The sequence below is a fragment of the Ruegeria sp. SATB045 genome (genome assembly GCF_059613525.1).
The window spans coordinates 1-23,730 of the sequence record NZ_JBXWSR010000024.1; the positions used below are offsets into that span (position 1 = coordinate 1).

At 57.2% G+C, this 23,730-nt stretch carries 20 protein-coding genes; 6 read left to right on the forward strand and 14 right to left on the reverse strand.

The window, feature by feature from the left end:
• From AC2FNR_RS12905 to rpsL, 4 genes are all read right to left on the reverse strand, one after another.
• Positions 1-146: GTP-binding protein (locus tag AC2FNR_RS12905; protein WP_480637420.1), on the reverse strand; the 146-nt coding region annotated here is incomplete at its 3' end.
• Between the two features lie 60 nt (positions 147-206).
• Entirely contained in the window at positions 207-2,324 is a 2,118-nt protein-coding gene (gene fusA, locus AC2FNR_RS12910) for an elongation factor G (protein WP_170754422.1), read from the reverse strand.
• A gap of 18 nt (positions 2,325-2,342) precedes the next feature.
• Positions 2,343-2,813: a 30S ribosomal protein S7 gene (gene rpsG / locus AC2FNR_RS12915; RefSeq protein ID WP_039529242.1), complete on the reverse strand. Its 471-nt coding sequence runs from the start codon at positions 2,811-2,813 to the stop codon at positions 2,343-2,345.
• Positions 2,814-2,828: 15 nt separating this feature from the next.
• On the reverse strand, positions 2,829-3,200 hold the full coding sequence (gene rpsL / locus AC2FNR_RS12920) for a 30S ribosomal protein S12 (protein WP_005621086.1): 372 nt from the start codon (positions 3,198-3,200) through the stop codon (positions 2,829-2,831).
• Between the two features lie 398 nt (positions 3,201-3,598).
• On the opposite strand from rpsL, the gene AC2FNR_RS12925 reads away from it, so the two are divergent.
• Positions 3,599-4,405: a putative rhamnosyl transferase gene (locus AC2FNR_RS12925; protein WP_480866364.1), complete on the forward strand. Its 807-nt coding sequence runs from the start codon at positions 3,599-3,601 to the stop codon at positions 4,403-4,405.
• Here the strand turns inward: AC2FNR_RS12925 and AC2FNR_RS12930 are convergent.
• From AC2FNR_RS12930 to rplJ, 5 genes are all read right to left on the reverse strand, one after another.
• Positions 4,390-5,259, reverse strand: coding sequence for a DMT family transporter (locus tag AC2FNR_RS12930; RefSeq protein WP_496849363.1), 870 nt, complete (start codon positions 5,257-5,259; stop codon positions 4,390-4,392). The two genes, AC2FNR_RS12925 and AC2FNR_RS12930, sit on opposite strands and share 16 nt — an antisense overlap.
• Positions 5,260-5,964: 705 nt before the next feature.
• Positions 5,965-10,206, reverse strand: a complete 4,242-nt coding sequence (gene rpoC, locus AC2FNR_RS12935) for a DNA-directed RNA polymerase subunit beta' (protein ID WP_496849365.1) — start codon at positions 10,204-10,206, stop codon at positions 5,965-5,967.
• 50 nt (positions 10,207-10,256) lie between these two features.
• The gene (gene rpoB, locus AC2FNR_RS12940) at positions 10,257-14,393 is read right to left on the reverse strand and encodes a DNA-directed RNA polymerase subunit beta (protein ID WP_480866368.1); all 4,137 of its coding nucleotides are present in this window, start codon (positions 14,391-14,393) and stop codon (positions 10,257-10,259) included.
• A gap of 249 nt (positions 14,394-14,642) precedes the next feature.
• Positions 14,643-15,017 carry a 50S ribosomal protein L7/L12 gene (gene rplL, locus AC2FNR_RS12945; RefSeq protein ID WP_008755409.1) on the reverse strand — a complete coding sequence of 125 codons (375 nt, stop codon included), beginning with the start codon at positions 15,015-15,017 and terminating at the stop codon, positions 14,643-14,645.
• Between the two features lie 79 nt (positions 15,018-15,096).
• Positions 15,097-15,615, reverse strand: coding sequence for a 50S ribosomal protein L10 (gene rplJ, locus AC2FNR_RS12950; protein ID WP_170355300.1), 519 nt, complete (start codon positions 15,613-15,615; stop codon positions 15,097-15,099).
• A 401-nt stretch (positions 15,616-16,016) separates the two neighbouring features.
• Between rplJ and AC2FNR_RS12955 the strand changes: the two genes are divergently transcribed.
• From AC2FNR_RS12955 to AC2FNR_RS12965, 3 genes are all read left to right on the forward strand, one after another.
• Positions 16,017-16,988, forward strand: a complete 972-nt coding sequence (locus tag AC2FNR_RS12955; protein WP_496849368.1) for a phosphotransferase family protein — start codon at positions 16,017-16,019, stop codon at positions 16,986-16,988.
• A 164-nt stretch (positions 16,989-17,152) separates the two neighbouring features.
• Positions 17,153-18,178 (forward strand): Hint domain-containing protein, encoded by a 1,026-nt coding sequence (locus tag AC2FNR_RS12960; RefSeq protein WP_496849369.1) that lies wholly within the window; start codon positions 17,153-17,155, stop codon positions 18,176-18,178.
• A 111-nt stretch (positions 18,179-18,289) separates the two neighbouring features.
• A complete protein-coding gene (locus AC2FNR_RS12965; protein WP_496849371.1) occupies positions 18,290-19,303 on the forward strand; it encodes a phosphotransferase in 1,014 nt (337 codons plus the stop codon).
• Positions 19,304-19,366: 63 nt separating this feature from the next.
• Here the strand turns inward: AC2FNR_RS12965 and rplA are convergent, their stop codons facing one another.
• A complete protein-coding gene (gene rplA, locus AC2FNR_RS12970; RefSeq protein WP_170355304.1) occupies positions 19,367-20,065 on the reverse strand; it encodes a 50S ribosomal protein L1 in 699 nt (232 codons plus the stop codon).
• A gap of 1 nt (position 20,066) precedes the next feature.
• Positions 20,067-20,516: a 50S ribosomal protein L11 gene (gene rplK, locus AC2FNR_RS12975; RefSeq protein WP_010440985.1), complete on the reverse strand. Its 450-nt coding sequence runs from the start codon at positions 20,514-20,516 to the stop codon at positions 20,067-20,069.
• Between the two features lie 310 nt (positions 20,517-20,826).
• On the opposite strand from rplK, the gene AC2FNR_RS12980 reads away from it, so the two are divergent.
• Both AC2FNR_RS12980 and AC2FNR_RS12985 read left to right on the forward strand, forming a co-directional pair.
• Positions 20,827-21,687 (forward strand): hypothetical protein, encoded by an 861-nt coding sequence (locus AC2FNR_RS12980; RefSeq protein WP_496849373.1) that lies wholly within the window; start codon positions 20,827-20,829, stop codon positions 21,685-21,687.
• A 68-nt stretch (positions 21,688-21,755) separates the two neighbouring features.
• Positions 21,756-22,448 (forward strand): hypothetical protein, encoded by a 693-nt coding sequence (locus AC2FNR_RS12985; protein WP_496849375.1) that lies wholly within the window; start codon positions 21,756-21,758, stop codon positions 22,446-22,448.
• Positions 22,449-22,576: 128 nt separating this feature from the next.
• Here AC2FNR_RS12985 and nusG read toward each other — a convergent pair whose 3' ends face one another.
• The 3 genes from nusG to ccoS all read right to left on the reverse strand — a co-directional run bounded on the left by nusG (position 22,577) and on the right by ccoS (position 23,729).
• Positions 22,577-23,110: a transcription termination/antitermination protein NusG gene (gene nusG, locus AC2FNR_RS12990; RefSeq protein WP_480866378.1), complete on the reverse strand. Its 534-nt coding sequence runs from the start codon at positions 23,108-23,110 to the stop codon at positions 22,577-22,579.
• A 194-nt stretch (positions 23,111-23,304) separates the two neighbouring features.
• Complete coding sequence (gene secE / locus AC2FNR_RS12995; RefSeq protein WP_170355308.1) at positions 23,305-23,502, reverse strand: preprotein translocase subunit SecE; 198 nt, start codon at positions 23,500-23,502, stop codon at positions 23,305-23,307.
• Between the two features lie 68 nt (positions 23,503-23,570).
• The gene (gene ccoS, locus AC2FNR_RS13000; RefSeq protein ID WP_170355309.1) at positions 23,571-23,729 is read right to left on the reverse strand and encodes a cbb3-type cytochrome oxidase assembly protein CcoS; all 159 of its coding nucleotides are present in this window, start codon (positions 23,727-23,729) and stop codon (positions 23,571-23,573) included.
• Position 23,730 lies beyond the last annotated feature (1 nt).

Here is a 23,730-nt window from a genome sequence, read left to right on the forward strand (position 1 = left end):
GGCGCACCGTCAATCTGGTCATACGCTTTGAAGTCACCGAAATACTTGGTGATCGCTGCGGTCAGCGTGGTTTTACCGTGGTCAACGTGGCCAATCGTGCCGATGTTGACGTGCGGTTTTGTACGCTCAAACTTTTCCTTTGCCATGATGGCCTCCTTTTTCGGTAATGAAGGGAGCCCGTGAACCGGACCCCCTCAAATCTTTGGTTATGCGTATTTCGCCTGGATCTCGTCCGAGATGTTCTGCGGAACCGGATCGTAGTGATCGAACTGCATGGTGAACTGGGCACGGCCCGACGACATCGAACGCAGAGTGTTGATGTAGCCGAACATGTTCGCCAGCGGAACGAACGCATCGATCGCGATCGCGTTGCCGCGCGGTTCCTGACCAGACACCTGGCCACGACGCGAGGTCAGGTCGCCGATAATACCGCCGGTATATTCTTCCGGGGTGATCACTTCGACCTTCATGATCGGTTCCAGCAGTTTCGCGCCAGCTTTGCGCATGCCTTCACGCATACACATACGGGCCGCGATTTCGAACGCCAGAACGCTCGAGTCAACGTCGTGGAACTTACCGTCCAGCAGGGCAACCTTGAAGTCGATCACGGGGAAGCCAGCCAGCGGGCCGCTATCCATGACCGAGTTGATGCCTTTTTCAACACCCGGGATGTATTCCTTCGGAACGGCACCACCAACGATGCGGCTTTCGAACGAATAACCTTCGCCTGGCTCGGTCGGCTGGATTTCCAGCTTAACTTCACCGAACTGACCCGAACCACCCGACTGTTTCTTGTGGGTGTAGGTGTGCTCGACCGGCATCGAGATGGTTTCACGATAGGCCACCTGCGGTGCACCAATGTTCGCTTCAACCTTGAACTCGCGCTTCAGACGGTCAACCAGGATGTCCAGGTGAAGTTCGCCCATGCCCTTCATGATGGTCTGACCGGATTCCAGGTCAGTTTCCACACGGAAGGACGGGTCTTCGGCGGCCAGACGGGCCAGACCCTGGGACATCTTCTCTTGGTCGCCCTTGGTTTTGGGCTCAACCGCGATCTCGATAACCGGATCGGGGAAGGTCATGGTTTCCAGAACGACCGGCTCTTTCGCGTCACACAGGGTGTCACCGGTGGTGGTGTCTTTCAGACCCGCCAGCGCGATGATGTCGCCTGCAAACGCTTCTTCGATCTCTTCCCGGTTGTTCGAGTGCATCATCATCATACGACCGATGCGCTCTTTCTTACCTTTGGTCGAGTTCAGGATCGAGTCACCCTTGTTCATGGTGCCCGAGTAGATCCGGGTGAAGGTCAGCGAGCCAACGAAGGGGTCGTTCATGATTTTGAACGCCAGACCCGAGAAGGCCATGTCGTCGTCTGCACGACGGGCGATGTCACGAACTTCTTCCTCGTCGCCGGGTTTGAAGCCCATGTAATCAACAACGTCCAGCGGGCTGGGCAGATAGTCGATCACAGCGTTGAGCAGAGGCTGAACACCTTTGTTCTTGAACGCCGAACCACCCAGAACCGGAACGAACGCGATGTCCAAAGTACCTTTGCGCAGCAGGGCGCGCAGGGTCGGAACGTCGGGCTCATTGCCTTCCAGGTATTCCATCATCGCGTCGTCGTCCATTTCGACGGCCGCTTCGATCATCTTGCCGCGCCATTCGTCAGCCATGTCTTTCAGGCTGTCGCGGATCGGAGCTTTGATCCAGCTTGCGCCCAGATCTTCGCCCTGCCACAGCCATTCTTCCATGGTGACCAGGTCGATCAGACCTTCCAGCTCAGACTCGGCGCCGATCGGAATACCAACCGGAACAGCGCGTGCGCCGGTGCGGTCTTCGATCATGCGAACGCAGTTGAAGAAGTCTGCGCCGATCTTGTCCATCTTGTTGACGAAAACCATACGCGGAACCTTGTAGCGGTCAGCCTGACGCCACACGGTTTCGGTCTGGGGCTCAACACCGGCGTTTGCGTCCAGAACGCAGACGGCACCGTCGAGAACCGCCAGCGAGCGTTCAACTTCGATGGTGAAGTCAACGTGGCCGGGGGTGTCGATGATGTTCAGGCGGTGCTTGGGGGTATCGGCGGTCTGACCGTCCTCGGTGCGCTCCCAGAAAGTGGTGGTCGCAGCCGAAGTGATGGTGATGCCGCGTTCCTGCTCCTGCTCCATCCAGTCCATGGTGGCTGCACCATCGTGCACCTCACCGATGTTGTGGGATTTACCAGTGTAATACAGGATACGCTCCGAGCAGGTGGTCTTACCTGCGTCGATGTGCGCCATGATACCGAAGTTACGGTATAGTTCGAGCGGATATTCGCGTGCCATTTTGGATAAGCCTCTGGATTACCAACGGTAGTGGCTGAAGGCTTTGTTCGCCTCGGCCATCTTGTGGGTGTCTTCGCGCTTCTTCACGGCAGTACCGCGGGACTGTACAGCGTCCAGCAGTTCACCGGCGAGGCGTTCTTCCATGGTGTTTTCGTTGCGACCGCGCGCGGCGGTGATCAGCCAGCGGATGGCCAGTGCTTCGCGGCGCTCGGGGCGCACTTCGACCGGAACCTGATAGGTTGCACCACCAACCCGGCGCGAGCGAACCTCGACCGACGGTTTGATGTTGTCGAGCGCTTCGTGGAACACTTCGACAGGTGCGCGCTTGATCTTGTTCTCAACGCGGTCAAAGGCGTTGTAAACGATGCGCTCTGCGACCGACTTCTTGCCGTCGATCATCAGGTTGTTCATGAACTTGGTCAGAACCTTGTCGCCAAATTTGGCGTCAGGCAGGACTTCGCGTTTTTCGGCGGCGTGACGACGTGACATATCAGCCTCTCCTTCTTACTTGGGACGCTTCGCGCCGTATTTCGAACGACGTTGCTTACGATCTTTGACGCCCTGAGTATCCAGAACACCGCGCAGGATGTGGTAACGCACACCGGGAAGGTCTTTTACACGGCCGCCACGGATCAGAACAACCGAGTGTTCCTGCAAGTTGTGGCTTTCACCGGGGATGTACGAGATGACCTCGAACCCGTTGGTCAGGCGCACTTTGGCAACCTTACGCATAGCCGAGTTCGGCTTTTTCGGTGTGGTGGTGTACACACGGGTGCAGACGCCGCGTTTCTGCGGGCACTGCTCCAGGTGCATGGACTTCGAGCGTTTTACTTTGGGCTGCCGCGGCTTGCGGATCAGCTGTTGAATAGTTGGCATTCCGGTTTCTTCCCCGTTTTGCAACACACATGACATGCACGCGCATTGCGTGCGGTTAAACTTTGCTGCACTCATGCGTCCACAAGCGCAAAACCCGCGAGCGTTCCCATTCCGAGGTGAACGTCGCGGTTGGTTATCAGAGGACGCGAACTGCAAAATTGTCCGGGTCTTGACCAGTCCATTACTGAGATCGGTTTTGGGGCGGCCCCCGGTACCGAGATGGGCGCGTAATAGGGGGAGTCGGCGCAAGTGTCAACAGTACACCGGACCCACCGCACGACAGGCCGCTTTGCGCTGATGTACCCGGTCCGATTGTCGGCCGCCAGTGCTGCTAGCCATTGCGGGTTCTGGGGCGCAGGGGCATAGTCGGGCGCAACGCCACGCACCACGGATGACCCATGCAAATCATCGGCCTGTGCCGCTTTTCCTACCCCGCCCATGGCGGCTTTCAGGTCGAACATGACACGATCGAGGAACGGCGCGCCTATCTCTACCACCCTACCCGGCTGGAAGAGAGGTTTCGCCTGTTCGAAACCACCACCCTGCCCTGTCTGCGCGAACAAACGGATGAAGATTTCCAATTGCTCATCGTGATCGGGGATTGCCTGCCGAAACCCGCCTTTGATCGGCTGCACGACCTGACCGCAGGCATGAAACAGGTGCAGATCATCGCCCGTCGTCCCATGCGCCACCGCCGGGTGATGAAAGAGATCCTGAACGCCGCGCGTCACGATCCCAACGTGCCCTGCATCCAGTTCCGGCATGATGATGACGACGCCGTGTCGGTGGATTTCGTCGAACGGCTACGTATCGCCGCTGACGAAGGCGGCGCGCTGATGCGCAACCACAAAACGGTCGCCATCGACTATAACCAAGGGTTCCTGGCGCGGTTCGGGCCCGAGGGCATTCACGCCGCGCAGGTGTTTCAACCGCTGCTGGGGATCGGGTTTGCCATGTACGTGCGGGGTGGAAGTGATCTGACAATCATGAATTTTGGGCATCACAGGATCGGAAACTACATGCCGGTGATCAGCTATCCAGACGCGCCGATGTGGGTGCGCACGCTGAATTCGTTCAACGATTCACCCCATGCCCGCAAAAGCAACACCCAGCTTGCACCCCTGACCCCCGAACAAGAGGGCGAGTTCATCGCCCGCTTTGCCATCGATCAGGACGCCGTGCGTCGGGTTCACTCGGCTGTATGAACCGCACGTTCGCGGAATAGAGTAAACAGCCCGGCGCCGACGACCAAAACAGCGCCAGCCATGGTGACGGCATCAGGCCAATCTCCGAACACGACCCAGCCCAATGCCAGCGCCCACAGCAGACTTGAATAACGGAATGGCGCGATGAAACCCACATCGCCCTCGCGCATGACCATGACGCTGCACAGATACCCGATCAGCACAAACACCGCAGCGCAGGCAATCATCACCCCCGCGTCGAATGGGACAGGTTGCCAGCCCGTGGTCGCAGAGGCGATCCCGGCCGACACCGTAATAGTAACCGATGTCGCCAGCGTCACCGTCAGCGAAGGCACATGAACGGTCATGCGCCGCGTGATCAGATCCCTCACAGTGACGGACAATACCGCAATCAGAGCGTAGATGGCATAGATGCTGAAACCTTCGGGGCCCGGCCGGACGATCAGCAGCATGCCAGTAAAGCCCAACCCGATAGCCACGATCCGCCGCCAACCGATTTGCTCCCGAAAGAACAGCACCGCGCCTAAAGTCACTGTCAGTGGTAGCGCCTGCAACACGGCGGTCACATTGGCCAATGGCATGTGCAACAACGCAGTCAAAAAGAAGAACGTGGCCGACAACTCGGCCAGACAACGCGCGGCGATCAGCCATTTGTCATGGCGTGGAAAGTTCAGATGCAAAGCCCCCAAATGCCGCGCCAAGAGATAGACCAGAACCGTCGCCAAAGCCCCGCGCATCGCCACCATCTGGAACAAAGGCACCTGCTCCCCTGCCAGCTTGATCAGCGTATCATTGATGGTAAAGCCCGCCATGCTGCCCATCATCAGCAGGGCGCCTTTTATGTTTGGAGACATGGAAACAGAACTCAGATATTTTCGTGCTCATTCGCGGGGATGACGCGCTGCAAGTCAATAGACGTGGCTGGAAAAGTGAATTGCAGATCGCACCAATGTGTTGAACGGTTTGACCATTCTAAAGCTAATTTTCTGGAGACATTGTGTTTGAGAAGAATTCTCAAGGTTTTGATCAGCGACCACATCGCTACCAAACCCGTGGTGATCAGCCGCAACCAAAGGCGCGCGTGACACAGTCGAAAACCCGCAGATCTCAGCCTGGCCCGACCCCTATCAGATTTGACTTAGTGTTTTGGGGCGCTCTCAGCTCGTTGTTGTGTTTTTCCTATTTTTCAACCTTCAAGCAATTTCTGATCTGGCACCGGAATCCGTGAAAAACGGTGACACGCCGGGCGCGTTTGGAGTGCCTGTTGCCATATTGACCATTGTTTGGATCGCCGCCATTCCAGTCTTGTTTGTTCGCGGCGTCTATCGAAGTGCGCTAAGCGGAAAACTACTTCTTAATTGGTTTGCGACGGGCGCGTTTGTGGAGGTTGCGCTTGGCGTTCTGTTCCTGAATCTGAGCGCTTGAACGCACATCTGTCGCATTGCCTGAGCCCACCGCGCGCCTTTTTTGATACGATCGGCGCTCTGTTCGGCAAGACCACAACAACAAAAAAAGGCCCCGCGTTTCCGCAGGGCCTGTTCTTTGCTCTGAAACCGCGTTTATTCGCGGCTTTCGGGGGCGTCGACCACGATGTCCAGCTCATCACCGACCATGTCGTCGTCAATAACCGGAGCAGCCAGAGCAGCGGCTGCTTCGGCCTCTTCCCGGCGCGCCTCGATGACGACGTTGTCGCGACCTTGGGCCACCTGACGCACGGCCTGAGTCGCGCCACCGGTACCAGCGGGGATCAGACGACCAACGATGACGTTCTCTTTCAGGCCAACCAGCTTGTCTTTCTTGCCCTGAACCGAGGCTTCGGTCAGCACGCGAGTGGTTTCCTGGAACGACGCCGCCGAGATGAACGAACGCGTTTGCAGCGAGGCTTTGGTGATCCCCAGAAGGATCGGCTCGCCCTGTGCCGGACGACCACCGCGGGCGATGGTCTTCTCGTTGGCCGCATCGAACTCTTGCTTGTCGACATGCTCGCCTTTCAGCAGGGTGGTGTCGCCTGAATCCAAGATCTCCCACTTCTGCAGCATCTGGCGCACGATAACCTCGATGTGCTTATCGTTGATCTTCACGCCCTGCAGACGATACACGTCCTGCACCTCGTCGATCATGTAATCCGCCAGCGCTTCGACACCCATGATGGACAGGATGTCATGCGGAGCAGGGTTACCGTCCATCAGGTACTCACCCTTCTGGATGAAGTCCCCTTCGGCGACCGGGATGTGCTTGCCCTTGGGCACCATGTATTCAATGGTCTCCATGGACTCGTCAGCCGGCTCGATGCTGATGCGGCGCTTGTTCTTGTAGTCGCGGCCAAAGCGCACGTAACCATCGGCTTCTGCGATGATCGCGTGATCTTTCGGACGACGGGCTTCGAACAGTTCGGCCACACGCGGCAGACCACCGGTGATGTCCTTGGTCTTGGCGCCTTCACGCGGGATACGCGCGACAACGTCACCAGCTTCGACAGTTTGACCATCTTCGACCGACAGGATCGCATCCACCGACATCGGATAGTGAACCGGGTTGCCCGCATCGTTGCGGACTGGTTCGCCATCTTCACCGACCAGAATGATCTCGGGCTTGAGGTCGCTGCCTTTGGGGGCGGCGCGCCAGTCGATCACGATCTTCTGGGTCATACCGGTTGCATCGTCGGTCTCATCCCGGACAGCGATGCCCGAAACAAGGTCGACATATTTCGCGGTACCGGCTTTCTCGGCGATGATCGGCAGAGTGTAGGGATCCCATTCATACAGCTTGTCGCCGCGAGCAACCTTGGCGCCATCCTTGACGAACAGCTTGGAGCCGTAGCCCAGCTTGAAGCTGGCACGCTCTTCGCCGTGTTCGTCGTTGATCACCAGCTTCATGTTCCGGCCCATGACCAGGCTTTCGCCTGCGGCATTGATCAGAATCTGCGGGTTCTCGAACGCGACAACACCTTCTTGGTTCGCTTCCTGGAACGACTGCTGACCACCTTGCGCAACGCCACCGATGTGGAAGGTCCGCATGGTCAGCTGTGTACCGGGTTCACCGATCGACTGCGCGGCGATGATGCCGACAGCCTCACCCGTGTTCACCATGGTACCGCGTGCAAGGTCACGACCGTAGCAGGTGGCACAGACGCCTTCCTCGGACTCACAGGTCAGAGGTGAGCGGATGCGCATCGAGGCAACGCCAGCTTCATCGATAGTGTCGGCCATGCGTTCGTCGATCAACTGACCAGCTGCAACCAGCACCTCATCCGTACCCGGACGCAGAACGTCGTCAGCAGATACACGGCCCAGCACGCGCTCGGCCAGCGAAGCAACAACCTCACCGTCATTCACGGCGGCTTCGGCAGTGATCGCACGTTCGGTGCCACAGTCGATCTCACGAACGATACAGTCTTGCGCCACATCCACCAGACGACGGGTCAGGTAACCCGAGTTCGCCGTCTTCAGAGCGGTATCCGACAGACCCTTACGGGCACCGTGGGTCGAGTTGAAGTACTCGAGAACGGTCAGACCTTCTTTAAAGTTCGAGATGATCGGCGTCTCGATGATGTCACCGTTCGGCTTAGCCATCAGGCCGCGCATACCGCCCAGCTGTTTCATCTGAGTGACCGAGCCACGCGCGCCCGAGTGGGCCATCATGTAGACCGAGTTCGGCTCCTGCTCAGAGCCGTCCGCTGCCCGATCCGACGACGAAATCGTCGACATCATGGCCTCGGTGACGCGGTCGTTACACTTCGACCAGGCATCGACAACTTTGTTGTACTTTTCGCCCTGAGTGATCAGGCCGTCCATGTACTGCTGTTCAAAGTCCTTCACCTGACCGCGGGTGTCATCAACAATGCCCCACTTGTCGTCCGGAATGACCATGTCGTCCTTACCGAACGAGATGCCCGCCTTGAACGCTTCTTTGAAGCCCACCGACATGATCTGGTCACAGAAGATAACCGACTCTTTCTGACCGCAATAGCGGTAGACGGTGTCGATCACCTGCTGCACTTCTTTCTTCCGCAGCAGACGGTTGACCAGCTCGAACGGTGCTTTGTTGTTCATCGGCAGCAATGCACCCAGGCGCAGACGGCCAGGAGTGGTTTCAAAACGCTTCTGAACCTCGTTGCCTTCGTCGTCGATCTGCGTGATCCGCGCGGTGATTTTCGAGTGCAGGTGCACTTCGCCGGAATCCAGCGCGTGCTGAACTTCGTCGATCGACCCGAACACCTTGCCTTCGCCCGGCATGCCTTCCCGTTCCAGCGTCACATAGTAGAGACCCAGAATCATATCCTGCGACGGAACGATGATCGGCGCGCCGTTTGCAGGCGACAGAACGTTGTTCGTCGACATCATCAGAACACGCGCTTCCAACTGGGCCTCAAGGCTCAGCGGGACGTGAACAGCCATCTGGTCACCGTCGAAGTCGGCGTTAAAGGCCGAACAGACCAGCGGGTGCAGCTGGATGGCTTTACCTTCGATCAGAACGGGCTCGAACGCCTGAATGCCAAGACGGTGCAGCGTCGGTGCACGGTTAAGCATGACAGGGTGTTCGCGGATCACCTCGTCGAGGATATCCCACACTTCGGGACGCTCTTTTTCGACCAGTTTCTTCGCCTGTTTCACGGTCGAAGACAGACCTTTGGCTTCGAGGCGCGAGTAGATGAACGGCTTGAACAGCTCCAGCGCCATCTTCTTGGGCAGACCACACTGGTGCAGCTTGAGTTCCGGACCGGTCACAATGACCGAGCGGCCCGAGAAGTCGACGCGCTTACCCAGAAGGTTCTGACGGAAGCGACCTTGCTTACCTTTCAGCATGTCCGACAGCGATTTCAGCGGACGCTTGTTGGCGCCGGTGATAACGCGGCCGCGACGGCCGTTGTCGAACAGAGCATCCACGGATTCCTGCAGCATCCGCTTTTCGTTGCGGACGATGATGTCAGGCGCGCGCAGTTCGATCAGACGCTTCAGACGGTTGTTCCGGTTGATGACGCGGCGATACAGATCGTTCAGATCCGAGGTCGCGAAACGGCCACCATCCAGCGGAACCAGCGGACGCAGTTCCGGCGGAATGACCGGGATCACGGTCATGACCATCCACTCGGGGCGGTTGCCCGACTCGAGGAAGGATTCAACAACCTTCAGACGCTTAATGATCTTCTTTGGCTTCAGCTCGCCGGTTGCTTCGGCCAGATCAGCGCGCAGCTGCTCGGCTTCGGCTTCCAGGTCGATCTGGGCCAGCATCTCACGGATGGCTTCAGCACCGATATTCGCGGTGAACGCGTCCATGCCATAAGCATCCTGCGCATCCATGTACTCTTCTTCGGTCAGCATCTGGCCGTAGGTCAGGTCGGTCAGACCGGGCTCGATGACGACGTAGTTTTCAAAGTACAGAACGCGTTCCAGATCGCGCAGCGTCATGTCCAGCATCAGACCGATGCGGGACGGCAGCGATTTCAGGAACCAGATGTGCGCAACGGGTGCTGCCAGTTCGATGTGGCCCATACGCTCGCGGCGGACTTTTTGCAGAGTGACTTCAACGCCACACTTCTCGCAGACAACGCCGCGATACTTCATCCGCTTATATTTGCCGCACAGACATTCGTAGTCTTTGATCGGGCCAAAAATACGCGCGCAGAACAGGCCGTCACGTTCAGGCTTGAACGTCCGGTAGTTGATGGTTTCGGGTTTCTTGATCTCGCCATAGGACCAAGACAGGATCCGCTCGGGCGACGCCAACGAGACCTTGATCTCGTCGAAAACCTTCGGGGGCGTCAGCGGGTTGAACGGGTTGTTGGTGATTTCCTGGTTCATTTGTTACCTCAAATCTTGCGGAAGGGGGGACGGGAGAAAGGGCAGCGCCCTTACTCCTCAACCTCCGCATCCAGGAGTTCCATATTCAGGCCAAGGCCACGGACTTCTTTAACCAGAACGTTGAACGATTCCGGTACGCCCGCTTCAAAGTTATCCTCGCCCTTGACGATCGACTCATAGACCTTGGTCCGGCCGGCGACGTCATCCGATTTCACGGTGAGCATCTCCTGCAGGGTGTAGGCGGCACCGTAAGCTTCCAGAGCCCAGACCTCCATTTCACCAAAGCGCTGACCACCGAACTGCGCCTTACCACCCAGCGGCTGCTGGGTAACCAGGCTGTACGGCCCGGTCGAACGCGCGTGGATTTTGTCGTCCACAAGGTGGTGCAGTTTCAGCAAGTACTTGATGCCCACGGTGACCGGACGTGCAAATTGCTCACCGGTGCGACCGTCGAACAGAACCGACTGACCGCTTTCCGAGAAGCCCGCACGCACCAGCGCGTCGTTGACGTCAGCCTCTTTGGCGCCGTCGAAGACCGGGGTTGCGATCGGAACACCACGGGTCACGTTGCCCGCAGCCTCGATCAGGCCATCCTCGTCCAGACCGGTGATGCCTTCTTCGTAGACATTCTCGCCATAGGCCAGCTTCATCGCTTCGCGCACCGGGGTCAGATCGCCGGACCGGCGGTATTCACCCAGAGCTTCGTCGATGTTCAGACCCAGACCGCGCGCGGCCCAACCCATATGGGTTTCAAGGATCTGACCAACGTTCATACGCGAAGGCACACCCAGCGGGTTCAGACAGAAGTCAACCGGCGTACCATCGGCCAAGAACGGCATGTCTTCCATCGGAACAACCTTGGAGATCACACCTTTGTTCCCGTGACGACCGGCCATTTTGTCGCCCGGCTGCAGCTTACGCTTCACGGCGATGAAGACTTTGACCATCTTCATCACGCCCGGCGGCAGGTCGTCGCCACGGCGGACTTTCTCGACCTTGTCCTCGAAACGGGCGTCCAGAGCGCGTTTCTGCACTTCGTACTGCTCGTTCAGAGCCTCAACGATCTGTGCGTCTTGCTCACCTTCCAGCGCCAGCTGCCACCACTGACCACGGGTCAGGGTTTCCAGCAGCTCTTCGGTGATCACCGAGCCCGGCTTGACGCCTTTCGGGCCTTTCACAGCGGTTTTGCCCAGGATCAGACCTTGCAGACGCGCATAGATGTTGCGGTCCAGGATCGCCAGCTCGTCGTCCCGGTCACGGGCCAGACGTTCGACTTCCTCACGCTCGATCTGCAGCGCACGCTCGTCTTTTTCGACGCCGTGACGGTTGAAAACGCGAACCTCAACGACCGTACCGTAATCGCCCGGCTTTACACGCAACGAGGTGTCGCGCACGTCAGATGCTTTTTCACCAAAGATGGCGCGCAGCAGCTTTTCTTCCGGGGTCATCGGGCTTTCGCCCTTCGGAGTGATCTTGCCGACCAGAATATCGCCCGGCTCAACATCCGCACCGATGTAAACGATGCCCGCCTCGTCGAGGTTGCGCAGCGCTTCTTCACCGACGTTCGGGATGTCGCGGGTGATCTCTTCCGGACCCAGCTTGGTGTCACGAGCGGCGACTTCGAATTCCTCGATATGGACCGAGGTAAAGACGTCGTCACGCGCGATACGTTCCGAGATCAGGATCGAGTCTTCGTAGTTGTAACCGTTCCACGGCATGAACGCGACGACCACGTTCTTACCAAGGGCCAGTTCGCCCATGTCGGTCGACGGACCGTCGGCAATGACTTCGCCCTTCTGGACGGTGTCACCCACCTTGATCAGCGGACGCTGGTTGATGCAGGTGTTCTGGTTCGAACGCTGGAATTTACGCAGACGATAGATGTCAACGCCAGCGTCGCCCAGTTCCAGATCTTCGGTGGCGCGGATAACGATACGCTGGGCATCGACCTGGTCGATGATACCGGCGCGTTTCGCCTGAATCGCAGCGCCTGAGTCGATCGCAACCTTTTCCTCGATCCCGGTACCGACCAGCGGTGCCTCGGCGCGCAGCAGCGGAACCGCCTGACGTTGCATGTTCGAGCCCATCAGAGCGCGGTTGGCGTCGTCATTTTCAAGGAACGGGATCAGCGATGCAGCGACCGAAACCAGCTGTTTTGGGCTTACGTCGATCAGGTCAACATTCTCGCGCGGGGCAAGAGTGTAGTCACCGGCCTGACGGGTCGACACCAGATCGTTGATGAACTTACCATCAGCGTCCAGCGTCGCGTTCGCCTGCGCCACGGTGTGACGCATTTCTTCGGTCGCGGACATGTAGTGAACCTCATCGGTCACCTCGGCGTCTTTGACAACGCGATAGGGTGTTTCGATGAAGCCGTACTTGTTCACGCGGGCAAAGGTGGCCAGCGAGTTGATCAGACCGATGTTCGGACCTTCGGGCGTTTCAATCGGGCACATCCGGCCATAGTGGGTCGGGTGTACGTCGCGCACCTCAAAGCCCGCACGCTCGCGCGTCAAACCACCGGGGCCAAGCGCCGAGAGACGGCGTTTGTGGGTGACTTCCGACAGCGGGTTGGTCTGGTCCATGAACTGCGACAGCTGCGACGAGCCGAAGAATTCACGAACAGCAGCCGCAGCCGGTTTCGCGTTGATCAGGTCCTGCGGCATGACGGTGTCGATCTCAACCGACGACATACGCTCTTTGATCGCGCGCTCCATGCGCAGCAGGCCAACGCGGTACTGGTTTTCCATCAGTTCGCCGACCGAGCGCACACGACGGTTGCCCAAGTGGTCGATATCGTCGATGTCGCCCTTGCCGTCACGCAGTTCCACCAGCGCTTTGATGCAGGCCACGATGTCTTCGCGACGCAGGGTACGCAGGGTGTCCGGCGCGTCCAGAGCCAGACGCATGTTCATCTTCACGCGGCCAACAGCGGACAGGTCATAGCGCTCGCTGTCGAAAAACAGCGTGTCGAACAGGGCCGACGCAGCCTCAACGGTGGGCGGCTCACCCGGACGCATGACGCGGTAGATGTCCATCAGCGCGGTGTCGCGGCTCATGTTCTTGTCCTGAGCCATGGTGTTGCGCATGTAGGGGCCGACATTGACGTTGTCGATGTCCAGAACCGGGATGTCGGTGATGCCCGCATCCATCAGATCCTTGACAGTGCCACCAATTAGGTCGCCGTCCTTGTCGTATTCCAGGGTCAGTTCATCACCGGCTTCGACGTAGATCGCGCCGTTTTCTTCGTTGATGATGTCCTTGGCGACGTACTTCCCAACGATGTTGTCGAAGGGAACCAGCAATTCGGTAACGCTGCCTTCGTCTATCAGCTTTTTGACCGCGCGCGGAGTGACTTTCTTGCCCGCTTCGGCAATCACTTCACCCGATTTCGCGTCGATCAGGTCGTATGTCGGACGAGTGCCGCGGACACGCTCGGGAAAGAACGGCGTGACCCAGCCTTTCTTTCCATCCAGCTTGTAGGAGACGGTGTTGTAATACGCGTCCATGATCGCTTCCTGATCCAGACCCAGCGCATAAAGCAGGGTCGTCACAGGCAGTTTGCGGCGACGGTCGATACGGGCAAAAACGATGTCTTTGGCGTCGAACTCAAAGTCCAGCCAGCTGCCGCGATACGGGATGATGCGGCAGGCGAACAGCAGTTTACCGGACGAGTGGGTCTTGCCCTTGTCGTGGTCAAAGAACACACCGGGCGAGCGGTGCATCTGGCTGACGATCACACGCTCGGTGCCGTTCACGATGAACGTACCGTTCGGCGTCATCAGGGGCATGTCGCCCATGAACACGTCCTGTTCTTTGATGTCTTTGACCGACTTCGCGCCGGTATCTTCATCGACATCAAACACGATCAGACGCAGAGTGACCTTCAGCGGCGCGCTGTAGGTCATGTCACGCTGCATGCACTCTTCGACGTCGTATTTGGGTTTTTCCAAATCGTATTTCACGAACTCCAGAACGGAGGTCTCGTTGAAATCCTTGATCGGGAAAACCGACTGGAACACGCCTTTGATGCCTTCGCCGTCAGTGGGCTGTTCTGCATCGCCGGAGCGCAGGAAAAGATCATAAGAAGATTTCTGTACCTCAATGAGGTTCGGCATTTCCAACACTTCGCGGATTTTGCCGTAGTATTTACGAAGACGTTTCTGGCCAAGGAACGTTTGAGCCATGTCAGATGTCACCTTTCAAGTTCTCAGCGGGCAAAGACACCGTCGGGCCCCGGCATCCTGCACATTCGAGACGACACGTCCGGATCAATTCGTGGCCACCGTCCCGAAGGCAGCCTCCCGATCCAAGAACCGCGTCTTAGAAAACGCCCCAACATATGAGGCCCTTGCTAAGACAGGTTCGGCTGGACCCGGATTTCTCCGGGCCCAGCCTGAATTTTCGGCACATCAGCGATGCACCTGTCAGTTGGCTTAGGCCAGCTCGACTTCGGCGCCAGCTGCTTCCAGCTTGGCTTTGACTTCTTCGGCTTCTGCCTTGTCAACGCCTTCTTTGATCTTGCCGCCAGCTTCAACCAGCTCTTTGGCTTCTTTCAGGCCCAGACCGGTGATGCCGCGAACTTCTTTGATCACGTTGATTTTCGAAGCGCCGGCGTTCTTCAGAACGACGTCGAATTCGGTTTTTTCTTCCTCAGCTGCGCCGCCGGCGTCGCCACCAGCTGCCATGACAACTGCGCCGCCTGCTGCGGGCTCGATGCCGTATTCGTCTTTGAGGATGGTTTTCAGTTCTTGTGCTTCCAGCAGGGTCAGACCCACGATGCTTTCTGCGAGTGCTTTCAGATCAGCCATTTTATCAGCTCTTTCCGTTTACAGTGTGTGTTCCAACGTCAGGGTGTTCACCCTACGCAGATCATTCAGTGCCAACCGCTTACGCAGCTTCCGCCTTCTCTTCGATGGTGGAAAGGATGCTTGCGATGTTGCTTGCAGGTGCGCCAATTGCACCGGCGATGTTCGAAGCAGGCGCGCCAAGCATACCCGCGATAGTAGCAATAAGCTCTTCACGCGACGGCATTTTCGACACGGCTGTAACACCAGCCCGGTCCAGAGCGTTCTCGCCCATTGCACCGCCAAGGATTTCGAACTTTTGGTTCTCTTTGGCGAAGTCCTCGGCCACCTTGGCTGCTGCCACGGGATCCTCGGAATAGGTCAGAACGGTCATACCCGTCAGCAGGTCACCAATGCTTTCACATGGCTTTCCGTCGAGGGCGATTTTGGCGAGCCTGTTCTTGGCAACACGCACGGCGCCACCCGCGTCACGAGCACGTGCGCGAAGGTCCTGCATCTCGGCAACTGTCAGACCGGCGTAATGGGCAACCACTACGACGCCAGAGCTTTCGAAGATTTGGCCGAGTTCCTCGACCACTTTCTCTTTCTGGGCTCTATCCACAGTTCTCTCCAAGTTTGGGATGTTGGACATCCCGGCTCATATTTGCCGAGGCCGAAACCCCAGCGTTCAGGTCCGTTGTTACGGGATTGGCCAAAATGCGCCCGAGGAATGCGACCCTCAGAATTCTTTGGTCTTACCCGTCTCAGGCAGGGAATTAAGACCTTTCGCAAGGCCACCCACCGTCTTGGACGAAACGAAATAAAGCGCACGACGAATCGCACGCTTTACTCCGCAAGTCTCTTTAGGGCAGATAGGCGGGGTTTCCAAGAGGTAAATCACATCAAATCGCTGCAATCCCTGCCCAGCGAGGCACCCTGTCCAAACTGTATTGTGCGGCATTGACATGTCATGCACGCTAAGGTCCTGTCTCGCGCACCCAAACCCCGGATAACACGCTGCAAATGCCGAAACTCTCCCCGCAAGAACACCAATTTGCGACAGGTTGCGTCAAAGAATTCTCTGCACATGGCAGGAACCTAAGCTTATCCGGGTTTGAATGCGTCTACCGATCGCATGATTTTGCTGACACCCGGTACCTATTGCGCCTGAGAACCGGTTCAGGGGAGTACGCCCTAAAGATTGATACAACCTCTCCGGAAACGGGTCGGTTGCAGAAGGAATATGACCTTCTGACGACCCTGTCGGCTTATTTCGAAGACACGCAGACTGTGCGAGTTGTTCGCCCTGTCTACATCTCACCCTCGCAGACGTTCTTCGTGACAGAGTATATCGACCGTCCAACCGCAGCGGATATTATTCACAGAAGCCCTGATGCGGATCAGGTCGCCCAGATTTATCGACGCGCCGGAGAATGGCTGCACCATTTGCACGCGTATCGCCCGCTACAGAAATACGGATTTCGACCGAAATGGATGCTCGACAACATTCAGGCCGCAGCGGCGCATGTCCCACAAGAGATTCAACGCGAAAGCGCGGCAATGCTGGATCTGCTGACAAACGAAGCATGGAGCCTCAGGGGCACTTTGGAAACGCAGGTGTTTTCACACGGTGATTTCCATGCACAGAACCTGATCGTCGGCCGAGGGCATATGATCGGCTTGGATTTCACCGAGGTCAGGGTGAAACTGGCCCCCTATGACATCGTGGACTTCCTGAAGTCCGATGTGTTTCGCGACGCTCCCCCTCAGGAAGTGGATCGCAGTGGCATTTTGAAAACAAACAAAGAGATGTTTTTCCGGCGTTACGAACACCCCATCCATGTGGACATTCTGGACACCTGCATCCGAGGACGGTTGATTTTGGACTGGTTGGCACTGTGGCACTTAAACCATCGCTGCAGCCCGTACGAGGAAGACAAACGGCACAGGCTGGGCAACCGACTGCGCATCGCATTTCAGGACCGTTTTGATTAACGCAACTTTCGCGCTGCTAACAAAATTGTGTGATCGGAGCTGAAGAAATGGCTGGCAAAATCAGACCCAAGCAAATTAAATTGCGTACTGGATATAGGTTTTGCCGGTTTCCAACCTAAAGCCTCCGCCTGGTTAACAAGTTTCTGTAAGGTTTAGTCGAGCACATGGTACTTCGCAGTTTTTTCGCTCAGGACAGCTCCAGCCTGATTGTGACCTCCAGTTCTTCTGGCGGTATCGTAGGCAACTCGATTATCAACAACTCGGATACTCCGGACGGGACCATCTTTTCCTTTTCTGGCGGCGGCGGGACGACCGTCACGCTGGACGACACCAGCGGCAGCCCGGATATTTTCAACGACGACCAGGCGGGCGGACATATCATCACGGATGGCGGCGGGATTGTCGCCGACGGTACGCCGGTCGAGTCAGAATCCATTATCGTCCTGCGCGCCCTGGACGGTGATGGCAACCCGGTCGGACCCGAAATCGAGGTCTACGTTTTTTCGCAAAACGGCGTCACCTCGGACGTTTGGGGATTTGCAACGTCTGCACCACTGGACCCCGGAACATCCTATATCAAGGTTTCAGGATCCAACGCAGGCAGTTCGGCTTATGACGACTATATCCCCTGTTTTGGCCCAGGCACTCTGATCGCAACATCTGAAGGGGATGTCGATATCGCGCAACTCAGCCGTGGTCAGAACATCTGGACCCGCGATGCCGGTTTTCAGCCATTCATGTGGATCGACACGACCACAGTCCCCGGGCGCGGCGCCTTTGCACCTGTTGTGATTGAACAGGGGGCCATCGGAAACACCAAAAAACTTATTCTGTCACAGCAACATCGGGTTCTCGTCGCTTCGCCCGCGATAAGCATGCTGTTCGGGTCTTCTGAGGTTTTCGTTGCGGCCAAGCATCTTTGCAGCCTGCCGGGTGTTGAAATCTGCGAGATGGACAGGATCACCTACACGCATTTCATGTTCGACCAGCATCACATCGTTCGGTCGAACGGAGCGTTGACAGAAAGCTATTTCTTTGGCGAAAGCGCGAAACATGCCTTGTCCTCGGCGCAGCGAGCCGAGATTTTGGCCCTGTTCCCCTCGCTTGACCACGCAAGGGACGCCTTCCGTCACACTGCAGCCGCGACGATCAACGCCCGTGAAGCAGCAGTTCTAAGCGCGTATATGTGACCTGACAGGATGCGGGATGCCGCCAATCCCGGCATTTGCGCAACGCACCCGAACGCTGCATTGTCTGCAGATACGAATGCGGACGATTAATGCGAAGAGAAAAACCTTGGCATGTGGTGGAACTTTCAGGACACGACCCTCGACAAAACAGCCTTGAAACTTTGGCCAGGTTTCGCCGCCCAGGCGGGGTTGTCGCGCCATGGCTGGACGCTGACCAAACTGTCCCGCCGAGACGATCCGGAAAACTCTCGGATTGTTCTTCGCGCAAAACACAGGTCGGGTTTGTCTTACGCCTACAAGTTCCAGCTTAAACCCGAGTCGCAACAGGGGTTTGTCGCCCACCACATGCTCCAGGAACGAGCGTTTCATGCTCTGGGGGAAGACGCCACCCTGACCGCGCCCAAACCTATCCAGGTGTCACAGGACGCTCAAACAAGCCTCTTTGAATACATAAGGGGTCACACCTTCGCTGAACTCGTCCGCAAGGCTGAGGGTCGGCCTGTCCAACAATTGGACCTTTTAAAACAAGCCGGGGTCTGGCTGGATACCTATCACCGCACACAGATCGAAGAGCGGCGCATCTTTCAGCCCAAATACACGGTCTGCTACTATCAGGAGCTGGAAAAACAGATCACCGCAGGCACTGCAACCGTACCCGCACGGCAACTGTTTCTCGCCGGTATCCGACGGATCATCGAGCTGGCGCCACGGTTCGAAGGCCAGCAAACGATTTCGGCAATTCAGCACGGCGACTTTCACTTATCCAATCTTATACGAGACGACCAGCGGACACTCGGGCTTGACTTTTCCAGCGATCAAATGGCGCCGGTCGGACATGACATTTCCAAGATCTTGCTGGATTTCACCACCCTGACCCGTTCTGCAAACGAGGTAGCGCCCGGCCGAGTCGTCCCCGACGATGTCACCTCAGCTTTTTTCGAAGGGTATAAACTGGTCGGCCCAAATGATCCCAGCCTGGCTTTTCTTCTTTATCCACGCGTCTTGTCGACTTTGGCCCGCGTGCCACAGAAAAAGGCGCTGCGCACTGCGGCTAAACAAAGAACTCTGCGGCGGCTACGACCCTTTGCGAAAAGGGCTTTTCAGCCGGATCACTTTACCAATTGACACAAAAAATCCCGGGCAGTTCTCACCACCCGGGACCAATTCTTTGTAGTCGTGCGTCAGGGCTTATTCGCCCGCCGCAGCCGCCACATCCAGAGTCACGCCTGGGCCCATAGTCGAGCTCAGCGCGATTTTCTTCATGTAGGTGCCTTTTGCGCCCGACGGCTTGGCCTTGGCCACAGCCGAAACGAATGCGCGCACGTTTTCGGCCAGCTTGGCTTCGTCGAACGACGCTTTGCCAACGCCAGCGTGCACAACGCCGCCTTTTTCCGCCTTGAACTGAACTTCACCGCCCTTGGCTGCTTCCACGGCTGCTTTGACGTCCATGGTCACAGTGCCAACCTTGGGGTTCGGCATCAGGTTGCGGGGGCCCAGAACCTTACCCAGACGGCCAACGATGGGCATCATGTCCGGGGTGGCAATGCAGCGATCGAATTCGATGGTGCCGCCCTGAATGGTTTCCATCAGGTCCTCTGCGCCAACGATATCCGCGCCTGCTTCTTTCGCTTCGTCAGCCTTGGGGCCACGAGCGAAAACAGCAACGCGCATCGCTTTACCGGTGCCGTTGGGCAGGCCAACAACGCCGCGAACCATCTGGTCAGCGTGACGGGTGTCAACGCCCAGGTTCATCGCGATTTCGATGGTCTCGTCGAATTTCGAGGTTGCGTTGGCTTTGACCAGGGCAACTGCGTCTTCGATCGACAGATTTTCCTTGCCGGCGACAGCTTCGCGCGCAGCGCGGGTGCGTTTACCAAGTTTTGCCATCTTACTTCACCTCGATGCCCATAGAGCGGGCCGAGCCCAGGATGATCTGCATTGCGCCTTCGACGTCGTTGGCGTTCAGATCTTTCATTTTGGCTTCGGCGATTTCACGAACCTGCTTCGAGGTCACGGTTGCCACGGTCTCACGACCTGGGTTTTCCGCGCCACGGGGGCGGTTACGCTTACCAACCGGCTTCAGACCAGCTGCTTTTTTCAGGTAATAAGACGCGGGCGGCGTCTTGATGTCCATGGTGAAGGACTTGTCCTGATAGTAGGTGATCACGGTGGGGCATGGGGCGCCGGGCTCCATGTCTGCAGTCTTGGCATTGAACGCCTTGCAGAATTCCATGATGTTGATGCCGCGCTGACCCAGCGCCGGACCAACTGGCGGCGACGGGTTCGCCTGACCTGCAGGAACCTGCAGTTTCATTGTACCAGCAAGCTTCTTGGCCATTTGGTTTTCCTTTCAACGTAGGTGAAACGCGTTCCACCCGGTTTATGTTGCGTGGTCCGATCCGGGATCGCGATCCCAGCAACCTCCCACGAGAGAATCTCGCCCGAAGACGATAGAGGCGGCATTTACAGGGGAACGATGGGGTTGGCAAGTAGATGTCACCTTATTCCCAAGTGACCCTTTTTGTCTTGGTCCGACCTCAGTGTCAGTTAGAAAAACCAAACAGAATAATTTACTTGAATACATAAGTTGCGCCAGAGAACAAGACGGGTATCTTGGAACTGCTTGATTGCAAAAGAGGTGATCGGGGATGGCATCATCTCGGCTGAACAAGGGGCTACTGATCTGCGTTTTCCTAGCGATGCTGCCGGGATGTGGCAGCAAGGCTCAGGATCAGGACGCCGCGTCCGAGACAACCGGCCAATCCAACGGGTCCAACAGTCCCGTATCAACCGCCACGACGGGGATTGATCCTGCCAACTATGCCGGTCGGTTTCAGATAAAACTGACCAAGGAAGTTCCCCTACGCGACATTCCCGTTCCCTTCACGGTTTACAGCGGCCTTGAAGAAGCCAGCCCCACACGGTTGCAAATAAGGGCGTTCATGGACCTGCGCGGACTGCAGGAAAAGGCGCCGCAGATTCTGACTGGCCCTCTGGAAGAAAGCTGCAAACGTCAGATCTATCTTGAGGTCCGCGATGTCACTGCCATAGGGGATACTGTAAAGGTCGAGGGTTCGGCCCGCGCTCAATTTACCAGGTGCAACCGGCGTGAAGAAGCTGGCATTCGTTATTTTGGGGCTACAGTCGATGCCGTTGCTGTCGCCAAGGCGGAAGTTAAAGGCCAGTGCCTGACATTCAGTATCGAAAATGTTGACCTCAACCCGCGTGGCTTTATCGGCGCCGTCAGCAATCTTTTTGGTTTGACCAACCGCATCAACGAAGCCGTGCTAGAAAAGGGTGGAGAGTTTTTGGCCGCCAACCCGGTCTGCCCGCCACTGCCCGAAGAATTCGCAGTTCTCGACCCGATCTACGAATCCGGCGGCACACGCGAAATTGCTCCGGGCGGGATGGGAGCCGCAGTTGTCGGATCGGCTGATGTAAGCGCCGAGACAATCATCAAAGTCCTTGCGGGCCTAAAGGCGCTTGGTGTTTTGGAGTTTGCTGAATGAGACATTGGTTCATGATCTTGGTCTTGGCGGCAGCAGTTCCCGGCGTTCGCGCTCCTAGCGCTCAGCAGGTGAACTTTCTGATCGACGCTACCTTGCCGGTGCGCGAAACAAAGCTCCCCTACACGCTGGACCTGAACATCACTGCCGCTGCCCCTACACGGATCGGGGTAAACGCCCTTCTCGATCTCCGAGAGATACAAAAAACAGTGCCAGAGCAGTTGGCTGACAACGCGATCATCGACAATTGCGGCCTGCAGGCCCGGCTGGATGACTTAAGCCTCAAAGCCCAAGACGACGCGATTGACTTGAATGGAAATGTAACCATCACAATCTTCGAATGCAGTCGAACCAGCGAGCGCGACTTTCAGCGGGGCGAACAAAAAAGAGCCATCCTGGCGAATATGTCCACCGCGGCGACCGTCGAGCTGCGCGACAATTGTGCTTATTTCAAACTCATTGATTTTACACTTACGGCCCCTGAAGAACAGCGCGAGCAACTTCTGAAGGACGACACTCTGGACTCTGTTAAGGAATTGATGCTGGCCGCTGTGGACCTTGTTTTGAACGAAACCCCATTGTGTCCGGAATTGCCAGCAGAACTCGCTTCACTCGATCCGGTTTACGACAATGGCGGCCCGAAAGAAATCGGAGAAGGCGGGCTGGGTGTCTTTCTTGACGGATCGGTGGATTTCAGCCCGTCGACAATCCTCGACATTCTGACAGCCCTTCAACAAAATGAACTGATCCCAGGACCGCCATAGCTACACAGTTCTTTCCCTGCCACCGAAGTAGCCTGCCCCTTGCCTCCGGCCGCTAGAACTGGTTTGAAACAAAAAAACGCCGCGTTGCTCAAGGCATCGCGGCGCTTCGAATCTCGCAGCAGGTTAACTCAGGTCTGCTTGGTCACCTGCGTAAAGTCCAGCTCGACTGGCGTTTCGCGACCGAAGATCGAAACCGAAACCTTCAGCTTCTGGTTCTCGTCGTCCACGCCTTCGACCATGCCGTCGAAATCCTCGAACGGGCCATCGTTGACCTTGACCTTCTCACCGACCTCGAAGGAGATCATCAGCTTGGGCGCTTCTTCGCCTTCCTGAACGCGGTTGAGGATCTGGTTCACCTCGGCATCGCGCATAGGCATCGGACGGCCTTGCGGGCCCAGGAAGCCGGTGACGCGGTTGATCGAGTTCACAAGGTGGTAGCCCTGATCCGACATCTCCATATGCACCAGCACATAGCCGGGCATGAAACGGCGTTCGGTGGTGACCTTTTTGCCCCGGCGCACTTCGATCACCTCTTCGGTGGGCACCAGCACTTCGTCGATATCGTCCTCAAGGCCGTGCTCTGCTACCGACGTGCGGATCTGTTCTGCGATCTTCTTTTCGAAATTCGAAAGAACGCTGACCGAGTACCACCGTTTCGCCATGAACCTGTCGTCCTTGTTTTTCTCAGGCAGCGGCAACGCGTGCCCGTGATTGAAATTCCATTACGTTACCCGGAATAAAAAGCGGCGCGCGGTCCGAATCGCCGCACGCCCATTCCGAATAGTTCCGCGTGACCTACAAGGACATCGCGTGCTGTGCAAGGGGGAAGCGGTGTTTCCACCCTGCCCGCGCGGGTTTAGCCGAACATGCCCAGGATCAGTTGCAGACCACCGCGAATGCCCAGATCGACCAGTGCAAAGAACACAGCAGTCAGGGCCGCCATGATGAACACCATGACCGTGGTCAGCAGAACCTCGCGGCGCGTCGGCCAGACGACCTTTGCAACTTCGGCGCGGACTTGCTGAATGAACTGGATCGGATTCATGGTAGCCATTTGGCGGTGTTCTCTCTGCTAGCGGATGGGCCGGACATAACCGGGCATTGCGGCAATTTCAAGGGCTGTCAGGGCTTGGGTTTGTCGTCCCATTCATCGCTGAGGATGCGCCGCGCGTCCCCTTCAGGGTCGTCATATTGGTTTGAGCGGACGGTATAGACAAAGGCCACCAGCCCAACCCCGCCCAGAAACAGGGAAATCGGTATCAGATAGGCCAGAACTTCCATC

Excerpts from the sequence above, each read along its gene's own strand:
- fusA (WP_170754422.1), bottom strand. The coding sequence starts at position 2,324 with ATGGCACGCGAATATCCGCTCGAACTATACCGTAACTTCGGTATCATG.
- rpsG (WP_039529242.1), bottom strand. The coding sequence starts at position 2,813 with ATGTCACGTCGTCACGCCGCCGAAAAACGCGAAGTCCTGCCTGACGCC.
- rpsL (WP_005621086.1), bottom strand. The coding sequence starts at position 3,200 with ATGCCAACTATTCAACAGCTGATCCGCAAGCCGCGGCAGCCCAAAGTA.
- AC2FNR_RS12925 (WP_480866364.1), top strand. The coding sequence starts at position 3,599 with ATGCAAATCATCGGCCTGTGCCGCTTTTCCTACCCCGCCCATGGCGGC.
- AC2FNR_RS12930 (WP_496849363.1), bottom strand. The coding sequence starts at position 5,259 with ATGTCTCCAAACATAAAAGGCGCCCTGCTGATGATGGGCAGCATGGCG.
- rpoC (WP_496849365.1), bottom strand. The coding sequence starts at position 10,206 with ATGAACCAGGAAATCACCAACAACCCGTTCAACCCGCTGACGCCCCCG.
- rpoB (WP_480866368.1), bottom strand. The coding sequence starts at position 14,393 with ATGGCTCAAACGTTCCTTGGCCAGAAACGTCTTCGTAAATACTACGGC.
- rplL (WP_008755409.1), bottom strand. The coding sequence starts at position 15,017 with ATGGCTGATCTGAAAGCACTCGCAGAAAGCATCGTGGGTCTGACCCTG.
- AC2FNR_RS12955 (WP_496849368.1), top strand. The coding sequence starts at position 16,017 with ATGCCGAAACTCTCCCCGCAAGAACACCAATTTGCGACAGGTTGCGTC.
- AC2FNR_RS12960 (WP_496849369.1), top strand. The coding sequence starts at position 17,153 with ATGGTACTTCGCAGTTTTTTCGCTCAGGACAGCTCCAGCCTGATTGTG.
- AC2FNR_RS12965 (WP_496849371.1), top strand. The coding sequence starts at position 18,290 with ATGTGGTGGAACTTTCAGGACACGACCCTCGACAAAACAGCCTTGAAA.
- rplA (WP_170355304.1), bottom strand. The coding sequence starts at position 20,065 with ATGGCAAAACTTGGTAAACGCACCCGCGCTGCGCGCGAAGCTGTCGCC.
- rplK (WP_010440985.1), bottom strand. The coding sequence starts at position 20,516 with ATGGCCAAGAAGCTTGCTGGTACAATGAAACTGCAGGTTCCTGCAGGT.
- AC2FNR_RS12980 (WP_496849373.1), top strand. The coding sequence starts at position 20,827 with ATGGCATCATCTCGGCTGAACAAGGGGCTACTGATCTGCGTTTTCCTA.
- nusG (WP_480866378.1), bottom strand. The coding sequence starts at position 23,110 with ATGGCGAAACGGTGGTACTCGGTCAGCGTTCTTTCGAATTTCGAAAAG.
- secE (WP_170355308.1), bottom strand. The coding sequence starts at position 23,502 with ATGGCTACCATGAATCCGATCCAGTTCATTCAGCAAGTCCGCGCCGAA.
- ccoS (WP_170355309.1), bottom strand. The coding sequence starts at position 23,729 with ATGGAAGTTCTGGCCTATCTGATACCGATTTCCCTGTTTCTGGGCGGG.